Genomic DNA, 20,066 nt, shown 5'->3' with positions numbered 1-20,066 from the left:
CGATGGCGCGGTCACTGGGGCTGGCGGCATACCGTGCGCTTGCACGACGCGGGGAGGTCAGCGCCACCCCCGATCTGCCCGCCCGCCCCAAGGGTGAACTGGTGTGGATTCATGCCGCCGATGCCGGCAATATGATCGCAATCCTTGATCTGGCCAGCCGCCTTTGCGCCACCCGTCAGCGTCTGAACCTGCTGATCACCCTGCCCGAAGCGACCCAAGTAGCCGATTTCCCCCAATGTGACAGCGCCGATCTGATCGCCTGCCCGGTGCCGAGCGAACACCCAACAAGCGTCGCGGCTTTTCTGGATCACTGGAAGCCGGATCTGTGCATCTGGACGTGGGGTGCGTTACGGCCGAACCTGATACTGGAAACGGCGGCGCGCAAATGCCCGCTGATGATGATCGACGCTGACACCGCCGGGTTTGACGGCCGACGAGACCGGTGGATGCCCGAACTTACGCGACGGATGCTGTCCCTGTTTGAAGTGGCCCTTACCCGTTCAGATGCGGCCCTGCGGCGGTTGATCCAGCTTGGCCTGCCGCCAAGCAAGGGCCAGGCGACCTCACCCCTGTTGGCCGGGGGGCAGGCGCTTGGCTGTGCCGATTCCGATCTGGCCGATATGTCGCGCATTCTGGTAGGGCGGCCAGCGTGGTTCGCGACCCAAGTGCTGACCGAAGAAATTCCTGTCGTTCTATCCGCCCACCGACAAGCCATGCGGCTATCGCATCGGCTGCTGTTGATCCTGCACATTCAGGATCCGACAGATGCAACATTCGCACTCGAAAAAGCCCAAGCGCGCGATTTTAACGCGCTTCAATGGGGAGGTGCGCAATATCCTGATGATACGACCCAGGTTCTGATCGCTGATGACGCGGCAGATCGGGGATTGTTTTTCCGCATCGCGCCAGTGTCGTTCCTGGGTTCCTCCTTGGTTGCGGGCCATGGCGGCTGTGATCCTTTCGAGGCAGCAGCCCTTGGCTCCGCCGTGCTTTATGGCCCAAAAGTGCGGCATTTTTTGCCCTCCTACGGTCGGCTTGCCACCGCTGGTGCCGCGCGGATCGTCAATGATGCCGCCGCTCTCGGCACCGCGGTGTCGCGCCTGATTGCCCCGGATCAAGCGGCGACCATGGCCCATGCGGGGTGGGACGTGATCAGCCAGGGCGCCGAGCTGGCAGACCGCGTGATTGACCTGGTTCAAGACACGCTTGACGTGCGCGCGGGGGCGTCATGATGCGCGCGCCCGCCTTCTGGCACCTGCCCCGGCCCGACTGGCGCGCGCGGGCGCTGCAACCGCTGGGCGCGTTATATGCGGCGGCCACAGCGCGCAGACTGGCAAGCGGAGAACCGGCCAAGCTGGACATACCCGTTATCTGCGTTGGCAATATCAACGCAGGCGGCACCGGCAAGACACCAACAGTCATCGCAGTTGTTGAACACCTGCGCGATCAGTTTCACGAGCCACACGTCGTGTCGCGTGGCTATGGCGGCACGGTCGAGGGGCCGCTGCGAGTCGACCCTTCGCGCCACAGCGCGGCACAGGTGGGGGATGAACCGCTGCTGCTGGCCGCCTTTGCGGAGGTTTGGGTCGCCAAGGACCGGGCCGCGGGCGCGCGCGCGGCGCAGGCAGCAGGGGCCAGTGTCGTGGTCCTAGACGACGGTTTTCAGAACCCCGCCCTTGTCAAAGACCTAAGCATCGTCGTCGTCGACGCCGCCAAGGGGTTTGGCAATGGGTTATGTTTGCCGGCCGGGCCGCTGCGCGAACCTGTGGCGGTGGGGCTGGCACGCGCCGATCTGTTGCTGTCGATTGGGGACGCCGAAGCGCAAAGCATGTTCGACGCCTCGCCACTGCCTGCGGCCCTGCCCCATGCGCGCGCGGAATTGGTACCGCTGATAACCGGGATGGACTGGTCAGACGCCCGTGTGCTGGCCTTTGCCGGTATCGGCCACCCGGAAAAATTCTTTGCGACGCTGCGTGGGTTGGGGGCGACTATCCTGCATGCCGAAGCGCTGGATGATCACCAGCCGCTGACGCCCCGGCTGATGGCCCGGCTAGAGGCCGAAGCCACGATGCGCGGCGCGCAATTGGTGACCACGGAAAAAGACGCAGTGCGCCTGCCGCCTGCCTTTCGGACCAAGGTAATCACATTGCCTGTACGCCTGAGCCTGCCTGCGGAAAACCCATTACATGACGCGTTGAAGCAACTGCCTAAGCTGGGCTAGTTATCTTCACCGAGTTTTGGCGCAGGGCGATGCAACGCCAAGTCGGCACCCGAAAAGGTGAACGGCGACCGTAGGCCGGGCACCCCGTCAAGTTCCACCTGCATGCCACGTGCCACCACCTGCGGATCGGCCATCACGTCTGCCATGTCGTTGATAGGCCCGGCAGGTACACCATCGGCCTCGCAGGCCGCCAGCAGATCATCGCGCGTGCGCAGACGCGTCGCGCCCGTCAGACGCCGGATCATCTCTGGCCGGTTCGCAACCCGGTCAGCATTGCGGGCGTAATCTGGCGATGCCGCCATGTCGTCCAGCCCCAACAACCGGCACAGGCGCTGATATTGGCCATCGTTGCCGGTGGCGATGATCAGGTGACCATCAGAGCATTCGAACACCTCGTAAGGCGTCAGATTAGGGTGGGCATTGCCCATGCGCGTCGGGGCGACGCCTGTCGTCAGATAGTTCATTGCCTGATTGCCCGTGATCGCTACGGCACAATCCAGCAAAGCCATGTCAATATGCTGACCCACGCCCGTCTGGCTGCGCTGGTGTAGGGCGGCAAGAATGGCAGTGCTGGCATAGACGCCGGTAAAAATATCGGTGATCGCCATTCCGGACTTCTGCGGCTGCCGGTCCGGCTCTCCGGTGATCGACATCAGGCCCGACATGCCCTGGATGATGAAATCGTATCCCGCACGGTGGGCATAGGGGCCGGTCTGGCCGAACCCGGTGATCGAACAATAGATCAGCTTGGGAAACTGCGGCGCGAGACTGGCGTAATCCAGCCCGTATTTCGCCAGACCGCCAGTCTTGAAATTTTCGATCAGGATATCAGCATCGGCCAACAGCGCCTTGAGCTGCGCCTGTCCTTCGTCGGTTCGAAAGTCGATGGTTACCGACGCTTTGCCCCTATTGGTCGAATGGAAATAGGACGCCGACACATCGTCGTCCCGCGTGACAAAGGGTGGGCCCCATTGGCGGGTGTCATCCCCTGCGGGGCTTTCAACCTTGATGACCTCGCAGCCGAGATCTGACAGGGTTTGGCCAGCCCAAGGGCCAGCCAGAATCCGTGCCAGTTCGACAACTTTCAATCCCGCCAGTGGTGCAGTCATCAGCCCGCCAGCGCCTCGTCGAGGATTCCCTTCATCTCGTCATAGGACATATTAGATTGTTTCTTACCGTCGATGATGAAGCTTGGCGTGCTCGTGATCTCGTCCTCTTCAGAGTTCTTGGTAAACCAAGCCACCAATGCCTCTGCTTGTTCGGCGTCTTGCAGGCATTCATCCAACTTCTCGTTATCCAGCCCGGCCAGACGTCCGATCTTGCGCAATTCCTCTACGATGGCGGCAGGTTCACCTGCGCGCGTCCATTCGGACTGGGATTTGTAAATTAGATCGGTAATGCCAAAGAACTTCTGTTCGCCACCACAACGCGCCACCATCGACGCCCAAAGACCAAAGCGATCAAAATAGACCTCGCGGTAGATGAATTTCACCTTACCGGTGTCGATATAATCGGCCTTGAGCTGCTTGAAAGCGGTGGTGTGAAACGTCGCACAATGCGGACAGGTGAAGGATGCATATTCCACCATCGTCACCGGCGCATCAGCATCGCCCATCACCATATCGGTGATGCCGGATGTATCCACATCCGCAGTTTGGGCGTTCGCGGCCCCGGCAAGAGGTGTGATTGCGGTGCTGTTGGCAGGATTGGTGCCGAACTGGTTGGCCGCGAACCAGCCGCCGACGCCAAGAACAGCGATACCGCCGAGGATTACATTTCTTCGATTCATTGGATATTCCTTTGTCGTCTTCGTCAGGTGTTGGTCTTGTTCAATATGTTCTCGCCCAGACGTGCAAGGGCGTCGCGCAACCCTTCGTCGACTACTGGGCGCGCAGCCTCAACAGCTTTTTGCCGTAAGACGGGGTCTGACGCTGCAACTTTGGCTTTGGGGCGCTTGTGGGCAAAGGCCACCTGGCCTTCGGCAAATCCTGTGGCAGCGGTCTGGGTGATCCGCACCCGGGCAATGGCATTATAGCCGTAGACGGCGTTCACCCGCGTGCGCAACTGCTCCTTTTGCATTTCAAGCATTGGTGCATTTGCGCCGGTCGTCAGCAAAGTCAGGGTCGCGCCCATGCCACCCCGGCCATAGCTGACTTCGACAGGTTGCGCGACGGCGGCAGTGTCTTCGCCTGCAATCTCGGCCCAATGGGTCAACAGGCGTGATTGCGCAAAGCCACGGGTTTCGCTCGCCTTGCGAATTTGGCCCGATAACAGGCTGTCGGTCCGTTTGAACCCTTTTGTACTGGTACGACGTGGCGGCATGACTATGTTTCCCGGATGTCATCACATACATAAAGGTTTGCCCGTGCATCACCAGCCAAAGCAGCCCGAAAGGCCATAAACATTGCGTGAAACCCCAGATACCAGCGATCTGCCGCCGATCCTGCTGGAGTGGTACGACACCCATGCCCGCATGCTGCCATGGCGCGTGCCACCCGGTGCGCGGCAGTCGGGCTTAGCGCCCGATCCCTATCGTGTGTGGCTGAGCGAAATCATGTTGCAGCAAACCACCGTTGCAACAGTTCGCGACTATTTTTCCCGCTTTACCGCACGTTGGCCCGATGTGCACGCCCTCGCCACGGCTGCCGATGCAGATGTCATGGCTGAATGGGCGGGGCTTGGCTACTACGCACGCGCCCGCAATCTGTTGAAATGCGCACGCGCGGTGGTGGCGGATCACGGCGGCGTCTTTCCTGCGGATCACGCCGCACTTCTGGCCTTGCCGGGGATTGGTCCGTACACTGCGGCGGCCATTTCATCCATCGCTTTCGATCTGCCTTTTGCCGTGCTGGACGGCAATGTGGAACGGGTGATGTCACGACTGTCTGACATCCACACACCCCTGCCCGGGGCCAAGCCGGAACTGATGGCGCGCGCCGAAGCGCTGACGCCCGCACATCGCCCCGGCGATTATGCTCAGGCGGTGATGGATCTGGGTGCCACGATCTGCACACCGAAATCTCCGGCCTGCGGCATCTGCCCCTGGCGTGACCCCTGCGCCGCCCGGCGTGAAGGCACCGCCGCATCCCTGCCGCGCAAAACTCCGAAAAAGCCAAAACCCATCCGCCACGGCACCGTTTATCTGGCGCGACGCGTCGATGGCGCATGGCTGCTGGAAACCCGCCCCGACAAGGGCCTGCTGGGGGGCATGCTAGGCTGGCCAGGCTCTGACTGGTTGGACGCGACAGAGCCACGCCCGCAAGGCCTGCCACCAATTTCGGCTGACTGGAAGAAGGTTACCGGCGAAGTGCGCCATACCTTTACCCATTTCCATTTAATGTTGACCGTGCAGCACGCCCAAGTGCCGGCGAACGCGACGCCACAGGCGGGGCAATTCATCCCGCCAAACCAGTTCAGCCCGACCGATCTGCCAACGGTCATGCGCAAAGCCTTCGATCTGGCACGATGAGCGCTGCGTCAGGCTTTGTGCCCTGCGTGGAATGCGTTATATCTGCCACGATCCAACAAAGGTGACCAAAATGACCAGCCGCACCATCGCGCCCGCAGACCTTGCCCGCCTATCCCGCGCGCTGCCTTTCTGGATGTCGTTGCTGCTCGTCCCGCTGGCATGGTTCTGCGCCGTGCAGGGCGGGTGGAGCATTGCGTTGCTACCGTTGGTCACCTGGTACCTTTTTTCGTTACTTGACGCCGTTCTGGGCTTGAACCTTGATAACGCCGATCTGGATGCCACCGAAGAGGACCTATTTTGGTATCGCGTTGTCACGCTGGTCTGGGTGCCGCTGCAATTCATCACCGTATTCGGCCTGATCTTTTATGCCACGCGCGCCGCGCATCTGGGCATAGCCGAACGAATTTTTCTTTTCTTCGGCGTGGGTGTGATTACCGGGACCATCGGCATCAACTACAGCCACGAATTGATGCACCAGAAGAACAAGACCGAAAGGTTCCTGGCTGATTTCCTGCTGGCCATGGTGATGTATTCGCACTTCCGCTCTGAGCACCTACTGGTTCACCACCGCTATGTCGCCACGCCACGCGATCCGGTGACAGCACATTATAACGAGGGCTTTCACCGCTTTTATCCGCGCGTCCTGCGGCAATCGCTGAAGTCGGCATTTCGCGCGGAACAAAAAATGCTGGCCCGCAAGGACCTTCCCTGGACTGATCCCAGCAACCCGTTTTTCAAATACTGGGCGCTTCAGGGGGCTTTCTTGCTGCTGGCACTCGTGTTGGGGGGCTGGGGTGGTGTCGGGCTCTTCCTCGTCCAAGCAGGTGTAGCGATCTGGCAGTTGGAGCTGGTTAATTACATCGAACACTATGGGCTGACTCGCAAACATCTGGGGGATGGCAAATATGAGCACGTGCAACCGCGTCATTCATGGAATGCCGCACATCGTGCATCGAACTGGCTGCTGATCAACCTGCAACGGCATTCTGATCACCACTATAAACCCGACCGGCGCTTTCCGGTGCTTCAAACCTACGGCGCGGGCGATGCACCGCAACTGCCCTATGGCTATCCGGTAATGACCATGGCCGCGATGGTACCACCGCTGTGGCGGCGCATCATGAACCCAAGGGTGCGCAAATGGCGCGACATGTATTACCCCGAGATCACCGATTGGTCGGATTACAACAAAGGCACAACGCCGCTGCCGCGCTGAGCGGACACACGCAATATTAAACATTCCATGGCACCTCTGTTGGGGCGCAACCAGTGGAGTGGGATTTATGCGTTTTGAGACGAGTACCGTTAAGCCGGGACGCGATGGCGTATGCCTGATCGTCGAAGACAGCGAATTTGATCAGGAAAAACTGCGCCGCATCCTGCACCAATCCCATCAGGGATTGCGGATTGAGGTGGCAACCAGCCTTGGGGCTGCACGTCGCGCGTTGGCAACGGGCAGAAAGGCTCTGATCTTGCTGGATAACAACCTGCCCGATGGGCTGGGCGCGCATTTTGCAATGGAATTGGCGACGGACAAGCATCATGCCGAAACCCCGGTGATCATGGTCAGCGATTGGCCATCGCCCTTTATGTGGGAAAAAGCGGCCTCTGCCGGTGTGCTTTATGTGGTCAACAAGGCCGAATTCGACGCCCGCTATGTCGAAGCGGCGCTGAAACAGCTGCGAGGGCAAAAAAGGCGGTTAAGCTAGCGTGAGACCAAAAAAACCCCGCCACAAGGGCAGGGTCAAGGTGAGTGCCCTTAGTGGCGTACCTTATTCAAAGATCGCAGGGCACCGGCGGTGTTCAGAAAACTTGAGGGCGATCAGTTGGCCATTTCGGCCCTGATCTGCTGACGCAGAATGTCGATGGGGACATTCTTTCCGTCCTTTTTATAGCACCAATAGGTCCACCCATTGCAGCTAGGCGCCTTTTCATAGGCTGCTCCAACTTGGTGAATTGACCCTTTGACATCGCTGCCGATCAATGTGCCATCGGCGCGCACCTTGGCTTTGTGGCGGCCATTCATTGAATAAAGCTGCTCGCCGGGGCGCAACATGCCGCGTTCGACCAACTGACCAAAGGGCACACGTGGTTCTGCGCGTTTCGATGTGGTGGTCTGAAGCGCTTCGTTGTCGAACTTGCGGACCATCGAGATGCGCTTCAAAGCGACCTTGCGGTATGCTTCCTCGCGTTCGATCCCGATAAAATCGCGGCCCAGCATCTTGGCCACGGCCCCGGTAGTTCCTGTGCCAAAAAACGGGTCCAAGATCACGTCGCCCGGATTGGTCGACCCTACCAGGATACGGTGCAGCAGGCTTTCAGGTTTCTGTGTCGGATGGGCCTTATCGCCGGCCTCGTCCTTCAGGCGCTCATGCCCGGTACAGATCGGCAGGACCCAATCGCTGCGCATCTGGATACCTTCGTTCAGCGCTTTCAGCGCCTCGTAGTTAAAGGTATATTTGCTGGCCTCGGACTTGCCCGCCCAGATCATTGTCTCATGGGCATTGGTAAACCGTTTGCCACGGAAATTCGGCATCGGGTTCGACTTGCGCCAAACCACATCATTCAAAATCCAGAACCCCTGATCCTGCAACGCGGACCCTACGCGGAAAATGTTGTGATAGCTGCCAATAACCCAAATCGCGCCATTGGGTTTCAAAAGGCGCCGTGCGGCCTTGAGCCATGCGCGGGTGAACTGGTCATAGACCTTGAAGCTGGCGAATTGATCCCATTCATCATCGACTGCATCGACCTTGGAATTATCCGGCCGATGCAAATCGCCCCGCAGCTGCAGGTTATATGGCGGATCGGCGAAGATCAGATCGACCGACTCCTCCGGCAAGGCGTTCATCGCCTCAATGCAATCACCCGCAATAATCGTGTTCAAGGGAAGTGCCGCAGCACCCTTTGTCATGGTTTTCATATCTCTGCCTCTGTCCCGGCGCTTGTGCGCTCATTGGTTGGGTACAGAATGAGTCATAGGCGATTCGCGGTCAATTTCTTTTTTGAATCAATCAGTTAAGAAATTACCTTGATACAAGATATTGTGCACTGGCTTGAACAAACGTCTATGGTGTGGGGTCACACCAAGATTTTGCAGCGCGGCGATGTGTCTTTTTGATCCATATCCCATGTTGGTCTCCCAGCCATAGCCGGGATGCTGTTGCGCCAAATCCACCATGATCCTGTCGCGACATGTTTTTGCCACAATTGAGGCCGCTGAAATAGACACAGATCGCGCGTCTCCCTTCACGATTGTCTGTGCCGGGAGGGTCAAATCACGCGGGATCATGTTCCCGTCGATCAGCGCATAGTCCGCGGGTTTGCCAAGCCCTGCCAGCGCCCGTGTCATCGCAAGGTGACTGGCGCGCAAAATATTCAGATCTTCTATTTCCTGGACACTGGCGTGGGCAATGCAGACGTCGGCGCAGGTCATGATCTCGTCATATAACCGTTCGCGCGCCTTGGCGGTGAGCGCTTTGGAATCGTTCAACCCCTTGGGGATGCGGTCAGGCGACAAGACAACGGCGGCGGCGGTGACTGGCCCGGCCAGCGGCCCGCGCCCGACCTCATCAACACCAGCAATGGTGGCAAAGCCCTGCGCGATGGCCGCGCGCTCAAATTCATAATCAGGTGTCATGCGACCGGGAAAACCGCATGAGGCGCGGTAGTGCAACAAAAAAGAAAGGGGAGATGCCCGAACATCTCCCCTTTCCGATACCAGGCAGCAGGGACGCGCCACCCGGTCAAGGCACGTGGTTACCCACGGGCCAAGCGGTATCCCGCATCGCGCAGACAGCGGGCATCATACCCGTGGCGCAGCCCACGGTTGGTCTGGATGCGCTGAGCGCAGAAAGACGGCAACCTGTCGGCATAGCGGTAATTATTCTCTAAGCAGCGCTGCCCGAACATCTGCACCTTGCCGCGACGGGTGTCGAAGCTGCGGAAACAGTTGGCGGGCAACAGCTTGCGATCGACACGGCGCGGCAGCGGCTTGGGGTCGAGGCGGCGCGGTGCAGGTCGTGGGTCGACATAGGGGCGGTGGCGACGCGGGGCTTCGTAGACGGGGATATGCCGCTCACGTGCCGCAGCCTCTTCACGTTCCCTGTCCTTCTTTTTGTCGTGAATGATCTTACCCACAACCGCGACACCTAGAATCGCCGCGAGGGCGCGTGCAACGTCCTTGTCACCCGCATAGGCTGGGACAGAACCGAGCGCGGTTAAAGCGATGGAAGCAGCGGCGATCGTTGCAATGACTTTGCGGTACATGGGTTTGATCCTTTCTTGTTATCAGCACGGATAGGTCGTGCGCTTGGGCCGAATGAACTGTTGTGAAATCAAATTGGGTGTGTCGGCCAAGACAGGCAATAACAGCCCCCTGTTATCCGATAACAACGCGAGCCAACCGCATTGGATATTGAATATCAGCGCGCAAAAGCGCATTAAAAACATATGAAAAACACATGTCTTTCCCTCATGACCGTCTTGATGGTCACACTGGCACTGCCCGCTGCGGCAGCAGCCGGCTGCTATGCCGATTACAAGGCAAAGCAAGACAATCCTCTGCGCCTGCATTATGGTGTGGCGCAGATCTCTGGGGCCTGCGATGCAGGCAGCGCACAGGCAGAACTCTCGGCACGTCTTGCGTCTCAGGGCTGGACATTGCTGAATATACTGTCTGTGTTTGGCGATGACGGCTTGGCACAAAGGAAAGACAGTGCAGGAACATACTACCTCCGCTTCTGATATGCGGCGCGTCGGTGGACGTTTCGTAGGGGGCGGCATTGCCGCCATCGTGGCCGTGTTGCTGGCAGGTGCTCTGCTGCTGCTTTGGGCGCTGCCCGATGCCAACGCCTTTAATGCCCGCGTCGAACGGATTTTCATCGAAAACGATGATCTGACCACCCAGGCCGAAATCAAGCTGCTGGAAATCCTCGCGCAGTCCGGAACCGCCTTTTCCGATACGTTGTCGGGCTACCGGGTGGTGATCATTGTCCTGCTGATTTTTGCCACCGCCATGTTGATCGCTGCCGTTGTGTTTCTGATCATGCTGATCAGCTTTAACCGCCGCATGGCCCAGATCGAACGCACGGGGATTCAGGTGAATTCCCTGCTGATCAGCCGCGAGGAAAACACCGTCTACCTCAACAACCTTGGTTTCAAGCTGACCGCCGCCGCGATGGAGACTATGTCGATACTGGCCGAGGCGCGGATGGACGACGATGTGCTGTCCGGGTCGGAGATCGAAGGCATGATTTCAGGCCGCAACGCCGCTGACTGTGACGAAGCCGCGGGCGCCACCCGCATCAAACGCCTGCGCGACACGCTGGGCAATCAGCTTGTCTCGGAGCTTCTGGTCAAGAATATCGCACGGCGGGGCTATATGCTGGCTATCGACAAGGACGTAATCAAAGTTCTCTGACGCCATTTCTTTTTAGCTGCAACTCGTCCTCGGGCGATGCATTAAGCGCGGCGGGGGCAAAGCCCCCAACATGCGCTGGCCTTTGCTGTTCAGGCGCGTTAAACGGCTGCGACCATCACACAGACATATTGGAGTAATCAGATGGGTTATCGCGTCGCCGTCGTGGGCGCCACAGGCAATGTGGGCCGCGAAATGCTGAACATCCTGGCCGAGCGCCAGTTCCCCGTGGACGAAATCGTGGCCTTGGCCAGCCGAAAATCCATGGGTTCCGAAGTCAGCTTTGGGGACCGAACGCTTAAGTCCAAGGACCTTGATACATTTGACTTCACGGGCTGGGACATCGCTCTTTTTGCCGTCGGTTCCGAGGCGACCAAGAAATACGCCCCCGCCGCCGCTAAGGCTGGTTGCGTTGTGATCGATAACTCGTCGCTCTATCGCTATGATGTCGACGTGCCGCTGATCGTTCCAGAAGTGAACCCAGAGGCAATCCACGGCTATTCCAAAAAGAACATCATCGCCAACCCCAACTGCTCGACCGCGCAGATGGTTGTCGCGTTGAAGCCGCTGCACGACCGAGCAACGATCAAGCGGGTCGTGGTCAGCACGTATCAATCCGTGTCCGGCTCGGGCAAGGAAGGCATTGATGAGCTTTGGGATCAGACCAAGAGCATTTATAACCCCACGGACAACAAGCCGCCGCGCAAATTCACCAAGCAGATCGCTTTCAATGTCATTCCCCACATCGACGTCTTCCTCGAAGACGGTTCGACCAAGGAAGAATGGAAGATGGTGGCCGAGACCAAGAAAATCATCGATTCCAAGATCAAGGTCACAGCCACCTGCGTGCGTGTGCCGGTCTTTGTTGGCCATTCCGAAGCGATCAATATCGAATTTGAAGACCACCTCGACGAAGCTGAGGCCCGCGACATTCTGCGCGAATCCCCCGGCATCATGGTGATCGACAAGCGCGAAGACGGTGGCTATGTCACCCCGGTTGAATGCGTTGGCGATTTCGCTACCTTTATCAGCCGCATCCGCCAGGACAGCACGATCGATAACGGTCTGAACCTGTGGTGCGTCAGCGACAACCTTCGCAAGGGGGCCGCGCTGAACGCCGTGCAGATTGCTGAGCTGCTGGGGCGTGAAGTTCTGAAAAAGGGCTGACCGCACCGACCAGTCTGATAACAAAAGGGGGCCAATTCGGCCCCCTTTTTCATGTCTGGATCGCTGCCTTACACCGGCTGAAAGCTCTCTTTGTCGGTACTGTAATACTCCAGCCCACCTTCGCCGATATCGGTCCAAAGCCCGTGCAGGCTCAATTCGCCGCTATCGACCTTTTCGTTGATCCACGGGAAGGTCATCAGGTTTTCCAGCGAAATCATCACTGCGTGCTTTTCCAACTGCCGCTGCTGGTGCATCGGATCTTCCAGATCGGCAACCAGATCGTATTTGGGGCGTAGAATGTCCATCCAACGGCCGACAAAACTGTCTTTCGCCTCCAGCTCGGGGGCCTTTCCTTGGCACATGTGAATACACCCCTGCACGCCACCGCAATTGGAATGGCCCAGCACGATCAGATGCGCCACTTTCAGCACCCGCACCGCATATTCCACCGCTGCAGATGTCCCGTGGTGGTCGCCGTCAGGTTGATAGGGCGGCACCAAATTCGCAATGTTGCGGTGGATAAAGAACTCACCCTGGTCCGCCCCAAAGATCGAAGTAACATGCACGCGGCTATCACAGCACGAGATCACCATCGCCCGTGGGCGTTGCCCTTCGGCCGCCAGCCTTCGATACCAGGCCTGGTTCTCGGTATAGCTGGTGGCTTTCCAGCCATGGTAACGTTGCAAAAGATACGATGGCAGTGCCTTGGCCTTATCCACGTGCTTAGCTCCCTCGGAATATGCTCATACGCAGATATCCCAAATTCCTAACGAATTCGAGGGAAAATGCGTTTGCGTCTCAACCATTTGCACACCTGTAGGGGTCATGTTGCTACAGGGCCGTGGGGGCTGAGTTTGGGGTGAAAACAATGCAACTTTTGAAAATTCGACCAACGGAGCATGTCTCCGTCGATCAGGATCGCCTTGGCGCGCTATACGCGCAATTGGGTGAGGTCGGAGCCGAAGATGTCGTCTGCCGCGCGATGGAAGAACTGGCGCTGCGGATGTCCAGCTGTGACAGACTTTACCGGGCACAGGATTGGGTGGGTTTGCGCAAGGCGACCCATACCTTGATCGCCATCGCTGATCAGGTCGGGATGCAGGCCCTGTCGCCGGTGGCGCAGGACGTGATTCTATGTATCGACACCAGCGATGCCGTGGGCCTCGCCGCCACGTTGTCGCGGCTGATCCGCATCGGAGAACGGTCTTTGACCGCAATCTGGGATTTGCAGGACATCACCATCTGACTGCTTGCGGGCAGGTCAAGAATGATTAGGCTGCGGGGCAATTCCAATCCCTTAAAGGTCTTACATGACACTCGCATTTGCCACGCCTTCCGATAGCGCCCTGCCCCTGCACGTTCTGGCAGAGGACCAGTTTGAAGAGTGGCAGGCGCGCCAATCGGCCCCCGTTCAGGCGTGGGTCACCGCCAATGGGTTTACAGGCGCACTGGGGCAGGCGCTGGCCATTGCGGGGGCCGATGGCGCGCCGATGATGGCACTTGCGGGGTATGGCACCGAGCCAAGCCGCGCGCGCGCGCGCTTTCACCTCGCGGCAGCGGTCTCGAAACTGCCCAAGGGGGATTACCAGATCGCATCGGGCATACCAGATGTTCAATTAGCAAACGAGGCGTTGGGCTGGCTCTTGGCTGGCTATCGCTTTGATCGCTACCACACGCAGCCGCCCCTACTGGCCCGCATGGTCGCGCCTGCCGGGGTCGATGCGCAGCATATCACGGCGCTCGCCACCGGCGAGGCGCTGACACGTGATCTGATCAACACGCCGGCCTCAGATATGGGACCACCCGACCTCGAGGCCGCTGCACGTCGGCTGGCCGATGAACATGACGCCACGATCACCGTTATAACCGGTGACGACCTACTGGCGCAGAACCTGCCGATGATCCACACCGTTGGCCGCGCCGCCGACCGCGCACCACGGCTGATCGACATGCGTTGGGGGACGAAAGGACCCAAGCTCACGCTTGTAGGCAAGGGCGTCTGTTTTGATACCGGCGGTCTCAACCTAAAGCCCGGCGCGTCAATGGGGCTGATGAAAAAGGACATGGGCGGGGCGGCTGCCGTGCTGGGTCTGGCCCACATGATCATGGCCACAAGACTGGGGGTACAGTTACGCGTGCTGATCCCGGCGGTGGAGAATTCAGTTTCAGGCAATGCCTTCCGCCCGCAGGACATCCTGACATCGCGCAAGGGTCTGACTGTCGAAATCAATAACACCGATGCCGAAGGCCGTCTTGTTCTGGCCGATGCACTGGCTCTCGCGGATGAGGAAAAGCCCGATCAAATCATCTCGATGGCCACCCTGACAGGTGCTGCGCGTGTGGCCGTTGGCCCCGACCTCGCCCCCTACTTCAGCGACGATCCCGTCTTTGTCGACGCCTTGGAAACGCAAGCGGCAAGCCATGCCGATCCGGTCTGGCGGATGCCGTTTCACGCGCCCTATGAGGCAATGATCGAACCTGGCATTGCCGATCTCGACAATGCGCCCAAGGGTGGCTTTGCCGGTTGTATTACCGCTGCGCTGTTCCTGCGCCGTTTCGTCACCGACAGCAAATATGCGCACTTTGACATCTACGGCTGGCAACCCAGCGATGCCCCGGCCCGGCCGAAAGGCGGCGTCGGCCAAGCCACCCGCGCCCTGCATGCGGCACTTACACCGTTGTTCGACCTATGACGGACGCGCGCCTGACACCGGACCCAAAATTGGTCAAAACCGCCTTGCCCGTCCGGGTCTGTCAGCCGGTCGTCAACCTGTGCCGCCGCCCCGATGGCCCCCGCGACCGCCAGTTGCTCTTGGGTGCCGCGGTTATCAAATTGAACGAGGCTGATGGATGGGCCTATGTACAGGCGGTCAAGGATGGCTACTGCGGTTATGTATCGACAGCGGCCCTAACGGACACCGATAGTGTACCAACCCACCGCGTCAGCGTGCCTGCCACCCATGCCTACACATCCGCCAATCTGAAATCACCTGACCTTTTAAGTCTCAGCTACGGTTCTGAAGTCACCGTGACCGCAGCCGAGGGTTCTTTTGCGAAAACCCCGCACGGATTTGTCCCGCTGACACATCTTGCCCCGGCAGACCATCAACACGATGACCCCGCAACAGTCGCTGCATTATTCCTCGGAACACCCTATCTTTGGGGCGGCAACAGTCGATGGGGAATTGATTGTTCTGGCTTGGTGCAGGCCGCGCTGCTGGCCTGCGGCGTACCCTCCCCCGGTGACAGCGATCAACAGGAAGCCAGCCTCGGAACAGCGGTGACAGGGCCGTATCGGCGCAACGACCTGTTGTTCTGGAAAGGCCATGTTGCTTTGGTGAGTGATGACAATACGATGATCCACGCCAATGCCCATGCCATGTCCGTGACCTCTGAGACGATCAACGATGCCATCTCTCGCATCGAAAAAGCCGGTGATGGGCCGCTAACATCACACCGTCGGCTTTAGCTCTTTCAGCTCGTCCTACTTCACCGCACGGATCAACTTGCGCTCCAGCACGCGCAGCACTTGTTTTAGGTCATGTCCGCGCCGCAAGATCTGCCCACCGGGTCCGACAACTGCATAAATCCCCTGCCGACTGCGCAGCTTGGGCCGTTTCTCGATGCGGTAAAGCGGGATTTCAGCGGTACGGCGAAACACTGAAAACACAGCCACCTCACGCAGACAGGAAATTCCATAGTCCCGCCATTCCCCAGCGGCGACCATCTGTCCATAGAGCGACAAAATCGCCGACAGTTCCGTGCGGTGGAATGAAACTTGCTCTGCTGGACGCTCGAACGGCGTGACCGACGGGGGGATCTGCATCGTCATAATTTGACAGTTGCGCCCTTCGCGCGCCAAATCAAGCCCAGATCGACCAGATCAAACCTGTTGAAAGCGTTACAGGATTATGCCAGCAATAAAAAATATGAAACATGATGGAGCGCAACCATGACACCAGAGGCCCGCGCACAGAGGTGCGCCGAACTGATGTTCGCACAGGATTCCGCCTCTGCCGGTTTGGGAATGACGATCGACCAGATTGCACCCGGACAGGCCGTACTATCCATGGATGTGCGGCCAGACATGCTAAACGGGCATGGCATTTGTCATGGCGGTTTCATTTTTTCGCTGGCCGATAGTGCCTTTGCCTTTGCTTGTAACAGCTACAATCAGATCACCGTGGCCCAGCAGAACCAGATTACATATCTGACACCTGGAAAATCGGGTGAACGTCTGACTGCAACAGCGACCGAAGTGTCGCGCAGCGGCCGTTCCGGCGTCTATGACGTGACGGTGTCCGGGTCTGACGGCCGCACGATCGCCCTTTTCCGGGGCCTGTCCCGCACCATCCAAGGCCAGCTTTTCTCAGAGGAGGCACCGTCCTGATGCAAGATCTTACCCCTGCCAGAAATACGCTGGACCCGATCGAAATCGCCAGCCGTGACGAAATCTCTGCGCTGCAGGTCAGTCGTCTAAAATGGTCGCTGCGCCATGCTTACGATAATGTTCCCTTCTACAAACAAAGTTTTGACGCCGCAGGGGTACACCCGGACGACCTGCATGATCTGGCCGATCTGGCGCGCTTTCCGTTCACAGTGAAAAGCGATCTGCGTGATAACTATCCCTTTGGTATGTTCGCCGTGCCGCGCGAACAGGTGGCGCGCATTCATGCGTCTTCGGGCACAACCGGGCAGCCAACAGTGGTGGGCTATACTAAGGACGATCTCGTCAATTGGGGCAACGTCGTCGCGCGCTCGCTTCGTGCCGCAGGGATGCGGCCGGGTGACATGCTACATAATGCCTATGGTTATGGACTGTTTACCGGCGGGCTGGGCATCCATCTGGGCGCAGATGCGCTAGGGCTGACGACCACGCCGATTTCCGGCGGCATGACACCACGCCAAGTCCGTCTGATTGAGGATTTTCAGCCCAAGGGCATCACTGTCACCCCGTCCTACGCATTGTCGATCCTCGACGAATTTGCAGCTCAGGGGATCGACCCGCGTGCAACGTCCCTGCAAGTTGGCATTTTTGGCGCAGAACCTTGGACGAATGCCATGCGGCTTGAGATTGAGCAGGCCTTCGATATGCACGCAGTCGACATCTATGGGTTGAGCGAGGTCATGGGCCCTGGCGTGTCGATGGAGTGTGTCGAGACGAAAGACGGGCTGCACATATGGGAAGACCACTTTTACCCCGAAATCATCAACCCCGACACCGGCCAGCCCGTGGAGGACGGTGAAATCGGCGAGTTGGTCTTTACGTCACTGACCAAACAGGCCTTTCCGATTATCCGCTACCGCACCCGCGACCTGACGCGCCTATTGGCGGGCACCGCGCGATCCATGCGCCGGATGGAAAAGGTAACGGGACGTAGCGACGATATGATCATCCTGCGCGGCGTAAATGTGTTTCCCACACAGATCGAAGAAGCGCTCATGGCGACCCCTGATCTGGCGCCGCACTTCCAGATCGAACTCAGCCGTCCAGGCCGTATGGATCAGATGCGGGTCCTATGTGAGTGTGCCGATGCCAGTGTAACTGACCAAGCACGCGCGCGCGCGGCCAAGACGCTTTCGGCGCAAATCAAACAGACAGTCGGGCTTTCCGTGGCGGTCGACGTCAGCGATGCGGGCAGCGTTGCGCGGTCAGAGGGCAAGGCGGTGCGTATTCTGGATCTGCGCGGCAAAGCTTGAAAGGTCAGGCAGGCGGCATTTGCGCCTGCCTAAACGCTGAGGGAGCGCAGTCCCTGGCTTCAGGTCATCCGCATTTCACGTCGATGATCGTGTCTGTATCGCTGAGCACAACATTCACGCGGTCCGGCCGAAAATCCATCGTGACCGGATCGCCAAGCCGGTACAGCCGCTTTGGTTCGGGCACAACAAGTGCCGCCGTGGCCGGTTGCCCGACGAGCCTGACCCAGGCCTGAGCATTGCATTCTGATGGTGAGGGCGGGGGCGGTGTCGCGGTTACGTCAGCGCAACCAGTCAGAAGCAGTGATGCCAAAACGATAAATCTCATGTGCCATACCTCGCCATAAACATGTCCACCGCGCTGTGGACCACGCGGGCGATTTCTTCTTCGGTGACGCTTTTGCTGACGCCGAACATCAGGCGCGGCCATAAATCCGCCTTGCATAACTCGCCAAATTGATCCGCCGCCAATACGCGATCGTCGATCTTTAATTCGCCACGCGCCTCGGCCTGTTCGAAATAATGGGCCATTTCTGTCCGCATGATCGCCGGGCCGGAATTATAGAACTGCCGCCCCAACTCTGGGAAACGGTCGGATTCGGCCACGCAGATGCGAAACACTTGCTGGCCCAGCTTTGACGTGATGAAGCGCAGGAAGTGTATCCCGGCTTGCGTCAGCACCTCGCGCGGCGGTGCCGCCATATCGAGACTGTCGAGGGCATCGCAGGATTGACGGCGGCATTCGCAGTTCGCCACCTCCATGAAAAGCAACCGCTTGTCTGGAAAATAACTGTAAAGCGTCGCCTTTGACACCGCTGCGACACGGGCTATTTCATCCACGCTTGCGCCTTCGAAACCATCAGCCATGAACACGCTGCGCGCCCCGTCCAGCACCTGATCGTACTTACGGCCTTTGCGTATGGTTGGGGCTGTGGCGTTCATGGTTGCTCCGATTGACTGACATACAGGATATAAACCGGATCGTTCAGTTCCAAGGGCTAAATGTGTTGGACCTCGCGTTAGCCTGTTGCCGTTTGCCGTACCTACAATTAGAATTGTTCTAAACAAGTTGGACTTACCCATGCCTCTCGCTCTGAACCGAAAGCGTTTCAAAGATCTCTCCGAACAGGAGGTGCTGGCCCTTGCCATCTCGTCCGAGGAAGACGATGCGCGGATCTATCGCGGCTATGCCGAGACCCTGCGCAACGAATTCCCCGACAGCGCCGCGGTGTTCGATGGCATGGCAGCCGAAGAGGACGACCACCGCAAACGCCTGATTGATCTGCATCAGAAACGCTTTGGCGACGTTATCCCGCTGATCCGACGTGAGCATGTGTCGGGCTATTACGCGCGCCGCCCGGTTTGGCTGATCCAGAACCTCGGCGTCGAACGTATCCGCGCCGAAGCCGCGGCAATGGAACAGGACGCCGAAAAGTTTTATCTGGCAGCCGCCGCGCGCACGACAGATGCCGACACCCGCAAGTTGCTGGGCGATCTGGCCGCTGCCGAGGCCGGCCATCAGGCTACAGCAGATGATCTAGAGCAAACCCATCTGCCACCGGACAGCCGCGACGACGAAGACCGCCGCGCGCATCGTCAATTCGTCCTAACTTGGGTACAACCGGGGCTTGCCGGGTTGATGGATGGGTCGGTGTCGACGCTCGCGCCGATCTTTGCCGTTGCATTTGCCACCCATAATACATGGACCACTTTTCTGGTTGGCTTGGCCGCATCGGTTGGTGCCGGCATCTCAATGGGCTTTACCGAAGCGGCGTCTGACGATGGGGAATTGTCGGGGCGGGGCTCGCCGATCAAGCGCGGATTTGCCTCGGGCATCATGACCACTGTCGGCGGTTTGGGCCACGCTTTGCCCTATTTGATCACTGATTTTTGGACTGCCACGGTCATTGCAATCATCGTGGTGTTTGTTGAACTTTGGGCAATTGCCTGGATCCAAAACAAATTTATGGAAACCCCGTTTTTGCGCGCCGCGTTTCAGGTCGTTCTGGGTGGGGCGCTGGTATTTGCCGCAGGGGTGCTGATCGGATCGGGCTAGGTCATGCTCTTGCGTTAAAACGCGTCTTCATCACGCG

The 20,066-nt window shown here is 58.8% G+C and carries 24 protein-coding genes; 14 read left to right on the top strand and 10 right to left on the bottom strand.

Annotation, left to right across the window (positions count from 1 at the left end):
- Positions 1–2 precede the first annotated feature (2 nt).
- Complete coding sequence (locus tag AC1965_RS01680; RefSeq protein ID WP_483885580.1) at positions 3–1,232, top strand: 3-deoxy-D-manno-octulosonic acid transferase; 1,230 nt, start codon at positions 3–5, stop codon at positions 1,230–1,232.
- On the top strand, positions 1,232–2,221 hold the full coding sequence (gene lpxK / locus AC1965_RS01675; RefSeq protein WP_483886956.1) for a tetraacyldisaccharide 4'-kinase: 990 nt from the start codon (positions 1,232–1,234) through the stop codon (positions 2,219–2,221). Before AC1965_RS01680 ends, lpxK begins: the two co-directional genes overlap by 1 nt.
- Here lpxK and AC1965_RS01670 read toward each other — a convergent pair.
- Genes AC1965_RS01670 through AC1965_RS01660 form a run of 3 tightly spaced genes read right to left on the bottom strand, consistent with a single transcriptional unit; the run spans position 2,218 to position 4,543 of the window.
- Positions 2,218–3,330: a CaiB/BaiF CoA transferase family protein gene (locus AC1965_RS01670; RefSeq protein WP_483885579.1), complete on the bottom strand. Its 1,113-nt coding sequence runs from the start codon at positions 3,328–3,330 to the stop codon at positions 2,218–2,220. The genes lpxK and AC1965_RS01670 overlap by 4 nt on opposite strands.
- Positions 3,330–4,010 (bottom strand): DsbA family protein, encoded by a 681-nt coding sequence (locus AC1965_RS01665; protein ID WP_483885578.1) that lies wholly within the window; start codon positions 4,008–4,010, stop codon positions 3,330–3,332. The genes AC1965_RS01670 and AC1965_RS01665 overlap by 1 nt, the downstream gene beginning before the upstream one ends.
- Positions 4,011–4,033: 23 nt before the next feature.
- Complete coding sequence (locus AC1965_RS01660; protein ID WP_483885577.1) at positions 4,034–4,543, bottom strand: DUF721 domain-containing protein; 510 nt, start codon at positions 4,541–4,543, stop codon at positions 4,034–4,036.
- Positions 4,544–4,625: 82 nt separating this feature from the next.
- Between AC1965_RS01660 and mutY the strand changes: the two genes are divergently transcribed.
- From mutY to AC1965_RS01645, 3 genes are all read left to right on the top strand, one after another.
- A complete protein-coding gene (mutY, locus tag AC1965_RS01655) occupies positions 4,626–5,690 on the top strand; it encodes an A/G-specific adenine glycosylase (protein WP_483885576.1) in 1,065 nt (354 codons plus the stop codon).
- Positions 5,691–5,760: 70 nt separating this feature from the next.
- Entirely contained in the window at positions 5,761–6,906 is a 1,146-nt protein-coding gene (locus AC1965_RS01650; protein ID WP_483885575.1) for an alkane 1-monooxygenase, read from the top strand.
- Positions 6,907–6,973: 67 nt separating this feature from the next.
- Entirely contained in the window at positions 6,974–7,399 is a 426-nt protein-coding gene (locus tag AC1965_RS01645) for a response regulator (protein ID WP_483885574.1), read from the top strand.
- 113 nt (positions 7,400–7,512) lie between these two features.
- Here AC1965_RS01645 and AC1965_RS01640 read toward each other — a convergent pair whose 3' ends face one another.
- The 3 genes from AC1965_RS01640 to AC1965_RS01630 all read right to left on the bottom strand — a co-directional run bounded on the left by AC1965_RS01640 (position 7,513) and on the right by AC1965_RS01630 (position 9,959).
- Positions 7,513–8,613 carry a DNA methyltransferase gene (locus tag AC1965_RS01640; RefSeq protein WP_483885573.1) on the bottom strand — a complete coding sequence of 367 codons (1,101 nt, stop codon included), beginning with the start codon at positions 8,611–8,613 and terminating at the stop codon, positions 7,513–7,515.
- A gap of 87 nt (positions 8,614–8,700) precedes the next feature.
- Positions 8,701–9,330 carry a ribonuclease HII gene (locus AC1965_RS01635; RefSeq protein WP_483885572.1) on the bottom strand — a complete coding sequence of 210 codons (630 nt, stop codon included), beginning with the start codon at positions 9,328–9,330 and terminating at the stop codon, positions 8,701–8,703.
- A gap of 119 nt (positions 9,331–9,449) precedes the next feature.
- On the bottom strand, positions 9,450–9,959 hold the full coding sequence (locus AC1965_RS01630; protein ID WP_483885571.1) for a hypothetical protein: 510 nt from the start codon (positions 9,957–9,959) through the stop codon (positions 9,450–9,452).
- Between the two features lie 183 nt (positions 9,960–10,142).
- Here AC1965_RS01630 and AC1965_RS01625 point away from each other — a divergent pair, with 183 nt between their 5' ends.
- The 3 genes from AC1965_RS01625 to AC1965_RS01615 all read left to right on the top strand — a co-directional run bounded on the left by AC1965_RS01625 (position 10,143) and on the right by AC1965_RS01615 (position 12,276).
- Entirely contained in the window at positions 10,143–10,436 is a 294-nt protein-coding gene (locus tag AC1965_RS01625; protein WP_483885570.1) for a hypothetical protein, read from the top strand.
- A gap of 1 nt (position 10,437) precedes the next feature.
- On the top strand, positions 10,438–11,112 hold the full coding sequence (locus AC1965_RS01620) for a winged helix-turn-helix domain-containing protein (RefSeq protein ID WP_483886955.1): 675 nt from the start codon (positions 10,438–10,440) through the stop codon (positions 11,110–11,112).
- A gap of 141 nt (positions 11,113–11,253) precedes the next feature.
- The gene (locus AC1965_RS01615) at positions 11,254–12,276 is read left to right on the top strand and encodes an aspartate-semialdehyde dehydrogenase (protein WP_483885569.1); all 1,023 of its coding nucleotides are present in this window, start codon (positions 11,254–11,256) and stop codon (positions 12,274–12,276) included.
- A gap of 68 nt (positions 12,277–12,344) precedes the next feature.
- Here the strand turns inward: AC1965_RS01615 and AC1965_RS01610 are convergent, their stop codons facing one another.
- Positions 12,345–12,995 carry a carbonic anhydrase gene (locus AC1965_RS01610; protein WP_483885568.1) on the bottom strand — a complete coding sequence of 217 codons (651 nt, stop codon included), beginning with the start codon at positions 12,993–12,995 and terminating at the stop codon, positions 12,345–12,347.
- A 149-nt stretch (positions 12,996–13,144) separates the two neighbouring features.
- Here AC1965_RS01610 and AC1965_RS01605 point away from each other — a divergent pair, with 149 nt between their 5' ends.
- From AC1965_RS01605 to AC1965_RS01595, 3 genes are all read left to right on the top strand, one after another.
- Positions 13,145–13,522 carry a hypothetical protein gene (locus AC1965_RS01605; protein ID WP_483885567.1) on the top strand — a complete coding sequence of 126 codons (378 nt, stop codon included), beginning with the start codon at positions 13,145–13,147 and terminating at the stop codon, positions 13,520–13,522.
- A 64-nt stretch (positions 13,523–13,586) separates the two neighbouring features.
- A complete protein-coding gene (locus tag AC1965_RS01600) occupies positions 13,587–14,969 on the top strand; it encodes a leucyl aminopeptidase family protein (RefSeq protein WP_483885566.1) in 1,383 nt (460 codons plus the stop codon).
- A complete protein-coding gene (locus tag AC1965_RS01595; RefSeq protein WP_483885565.1) occupies positions 14,966–15,745 on the top strand; it encodes a C40 family peptidase in 780 nt (259 codons plus the stop codon). The genes AC1965_RS01600 and AC1965_RS01595 overlap by 4 nt, the downstream gene beginning before the upstream one ends.
- A gap of 15 nt (positions 15,746–15,760) precedes the next feature.
- Here AC1965_RS01595 and AC1965_RS01590 read toward each other — a convergent pair whose 3' ends face one another.
- A complete protein-coding gene (locus AC1965_RS01590; protein WP_483885564.1) occupies positions 15,761–16,108 on the bottom strand; it encodes a DUF2794 domain-containing protein in 348 nt (115 codons plus the stop codon).
- Between the two features lie 120 nt (positions 16,109–16,228).
- On the opposite strand from AC1965_RS01590, the gene paaI reads away from it, so the two are divergent.
- Positions 16,229–16,666: a hydroxyphenylacetyl-CoA thioesterase PaaI gene (paaI, locus tag AC1965_RS01585; RefSeq protein ID WP_483885563.1), complete on the top strand. Its 438-nt coding sequence runs from the start codon at positions 16,229–16,231 to the stop codon at positions 16,664–16,666.
- Entirely contained in the window at positions 16,666–17,976 is a 1,311-nt protein-coding gene (paaK, locus tag AC1965_RS01580) for a phenylacetate--CoA ligase PaaK (protein ID WP_483885562.1), read from the top strand. Before paaI ends, paaK begins: the two co-directional genes overlap by 1 nt.
- A gap of 64 nt (positions 17,977–18,040) precedes the next feature.
- On the opposite strand, the gene AC1965_RS01575 is transcribed toward paaK, so the two are convergent.
- Together AC1965_RS01575 and AC1965_RS01570 are read right to left on the bottom strand one after the other, a co-directional pair.
- A complete protein-coding gene (locus tag AC1965_RS01575) occupies positions 18,041–18,301 on the bottom strand; it encodes an I78 family peptidase inhibitor (RefSeq protein ID WP_483885561.1) in 261 nt (86 codons plus the stop codon).
- Positions 18,298–18,915, bottom strand: a complete 618-nt coding sequence (locus tag AC1965_RS01570) for a TetR/AcrR family transcriptional regulator (RefSeq protein ID WP_483885560.1) — start codon at positions 18,913–18,915, stop codon at positions 18,298–18,300. The genes AC1965_RS01575 and AC1965_RS01570 overlap by 4 nt, the downstream gene beginning before the upstream one ends.
- A 139-nt stretch (positions 18,916–19,054) precedes the next feature.
- Here AC1965_RS01570 and mbfA point away from each other — a divergent pair, with 139 nt between their 5' ends.
- A complete protein-coding gene (gene mbfA, locus AC1965_RS01565; RefSeq protein ID WP_483885559.1) occupies positions 19,055–20,029 on the top strand; it encodes an iron exporter MbfA in 975 nt (324 codons plus the stop codon).
- The last annotated feature ends 37 nt before the right edge of the window (positions 20,030–20,066 follow it).

The sequence above is a fragment of the Sulfitobacter sp. KMM 9851 genome (assembly GCF_057178245.1).
This window is presented reverse-complemented; position numbering and strand designations above follow the sequence as displayed.

What these genes read in the sequence shown, in the direction of transcription:
- AC1965_RS01680 (WP_483885580.1), top strand. Translation starts at nt 3, where the DNA reads ATGGCGCGGTCACTGGGGCTGGCGGCATACCGTGCGCTTGCACGACGC.
- lpxK (WP_483886956.1), top strand. Translation starts at nt 1,232, where the DNA reads ATGCGCGCGCCCGCCTTCTGGCACCTGCCCCGGCCCGACTGGCGCGCG.
- AC1965_RS01670 (WP_483885579.1), bottom strand. Translation starts at nt 3,330, where the DNA reads ATGACTGCACCACTGGCGGGATTGAAAGTTGTCGAACTGGCACGGATT.
- AC1965_RS01665 (WP_483885578.1), bottom strand. Translation starts at nt 4,010, where the DNA reads ATGAATCGAAGAAATGTAATCCTCGGCGGTATCGCTGTTCTTGGCGTC.
- AC1965_RS01660 (WP_483885577.1), bottom strand. Translation starts at nt 4,543, where the DNA reads ATGCCGCCACGTCGTACCAGTACAAAAGGGTTCAAACGGACCGACAGC.
- AC1965_RS01650 (WP_483885575.1), top strand. Translation starts at nt 5,761, where the DNA reads ATGACCAGCCGCACCATCGCGCCCGCAGACCTTGCCCGCCTATCCCGC.
- AC1965_RS01645 (WP_483885574.1), top strand. Translation starts at nt 6,974, where the DNA reads ATGCGTTTTGAGACGAGTACCGTTAAGCCGGGACGCGATGGCGTATGC.
- AC1965_RS01640 (WP_483885573.1), bottom strand. Translation starts at nt 8,613, where the DNA reads ATGAAAACCATGACAAAGGGTGCTGCGGCACTTCCCTTGAACACGATT.
- AC1965_RS01635 (WP_483885572.1), bottom strand. Translation starts at nt 9,330, where the DNA reads ATGACACCTGATTATGAATTTGAGCGCGCGGCCATCGCGCAGGGCTTT.
- AC1965_RS01630 (WP_483885571.1), bottom strand. Translation starts at nt 9,959, where the DNA reads ATGTACCGCAAAGTCATTGCAACGATCGCCGCTGCTTCCATCGCTTTA.
- AC1965_RS01625 (WP_483885570.1), top strand. Translation starts at nt 10,143, where the DNA reads ATGAAAAACACATGTCTTTCCCTCATGACCGTCTTGATGGTCACACTG.
- AC1965_RS01620 (WP_483886955.1), top strand. Translation starts at nt 10,438, where the DNA reads ATGCGGCGCGTCGGTGGACGTTTCGTAGGGGGCGGCATTGCCGCCATC.
- AC1965_RS01615 (WP_483885569.1), top strand. Translation starts at nt 11,254, where the DNA reads ATGGGTTATCGCGTCGCCGTCGTGGGCGCCACAGGCAATGTGGGCCGC.
- AC1965_RS01605 (WP_483885567.1), top strand. Translation starts at nt 13,145, where the DNA reads ATGCAACTTTTGAAAATTCGACCAACGGAGCATGTCTCCGTCGATCAG.
- AC1965_RS01600 (WP_483885566.1), top strand. Translation starts at nt 13,587, where the DNA reads ATGACACTCGCATTTGCCACGCCTTCCGATAGCGCCCTGCCCCTGCAC.
- AC1965_RS01595 (WP_483885565.1), top strand. Translation starts at nt 14,966, where the DNA reads ATGACGGACGCGCGCCTGACACCGGACCCAAAATTGGTCAAAACCGCC.
- AC1965_RS01590 (WP_483885564.1), bottom strand. Translation starts at nt 16,108, where the DNA reads ATGACGATGCAGATCCCCCCGTCGGTCACGCCGTTCGAGCGTCCAGCA.
- paaI (WP_483885563.1), top strand. Translation starts at nt 16,229, where the DNA reads ATGACACCAGAGGCCCGCGCACAGAGGTGCGCCGAACTGATGTTCGCA.
- paaK (WP_483885562.1), top strand. Translation starts at nt 16,666, where the DNA reads ATGCAAGATCTTACCCCTGCCAGAAATACGCTGGACCCGATCGAAATC.
- AC1965_RS01575 (WP_483885561.1), bottom strand. Translation starts at nt 18,301, where the DNA reads ATGAGATTTATCGTTTTGGCATCACTGCTTCTGACTGGTTGCGCTGAC.
- AC1965_RS01570 (WP_483885560.1), bottom strand. Translation starts at nt 18,915, where the DNA reads ATGAACGCCACAGCCCCAACCATACGCAAAGGCCGTAAGTACGATCAG.
- mbfA (WP_483885559.1), top strand. Translation starts at nt 19,055, where the DNA reads ATGCCTCTCGCTCTGAACCGAAAGCGTTTCAAAGATCTCTCCGAACAG.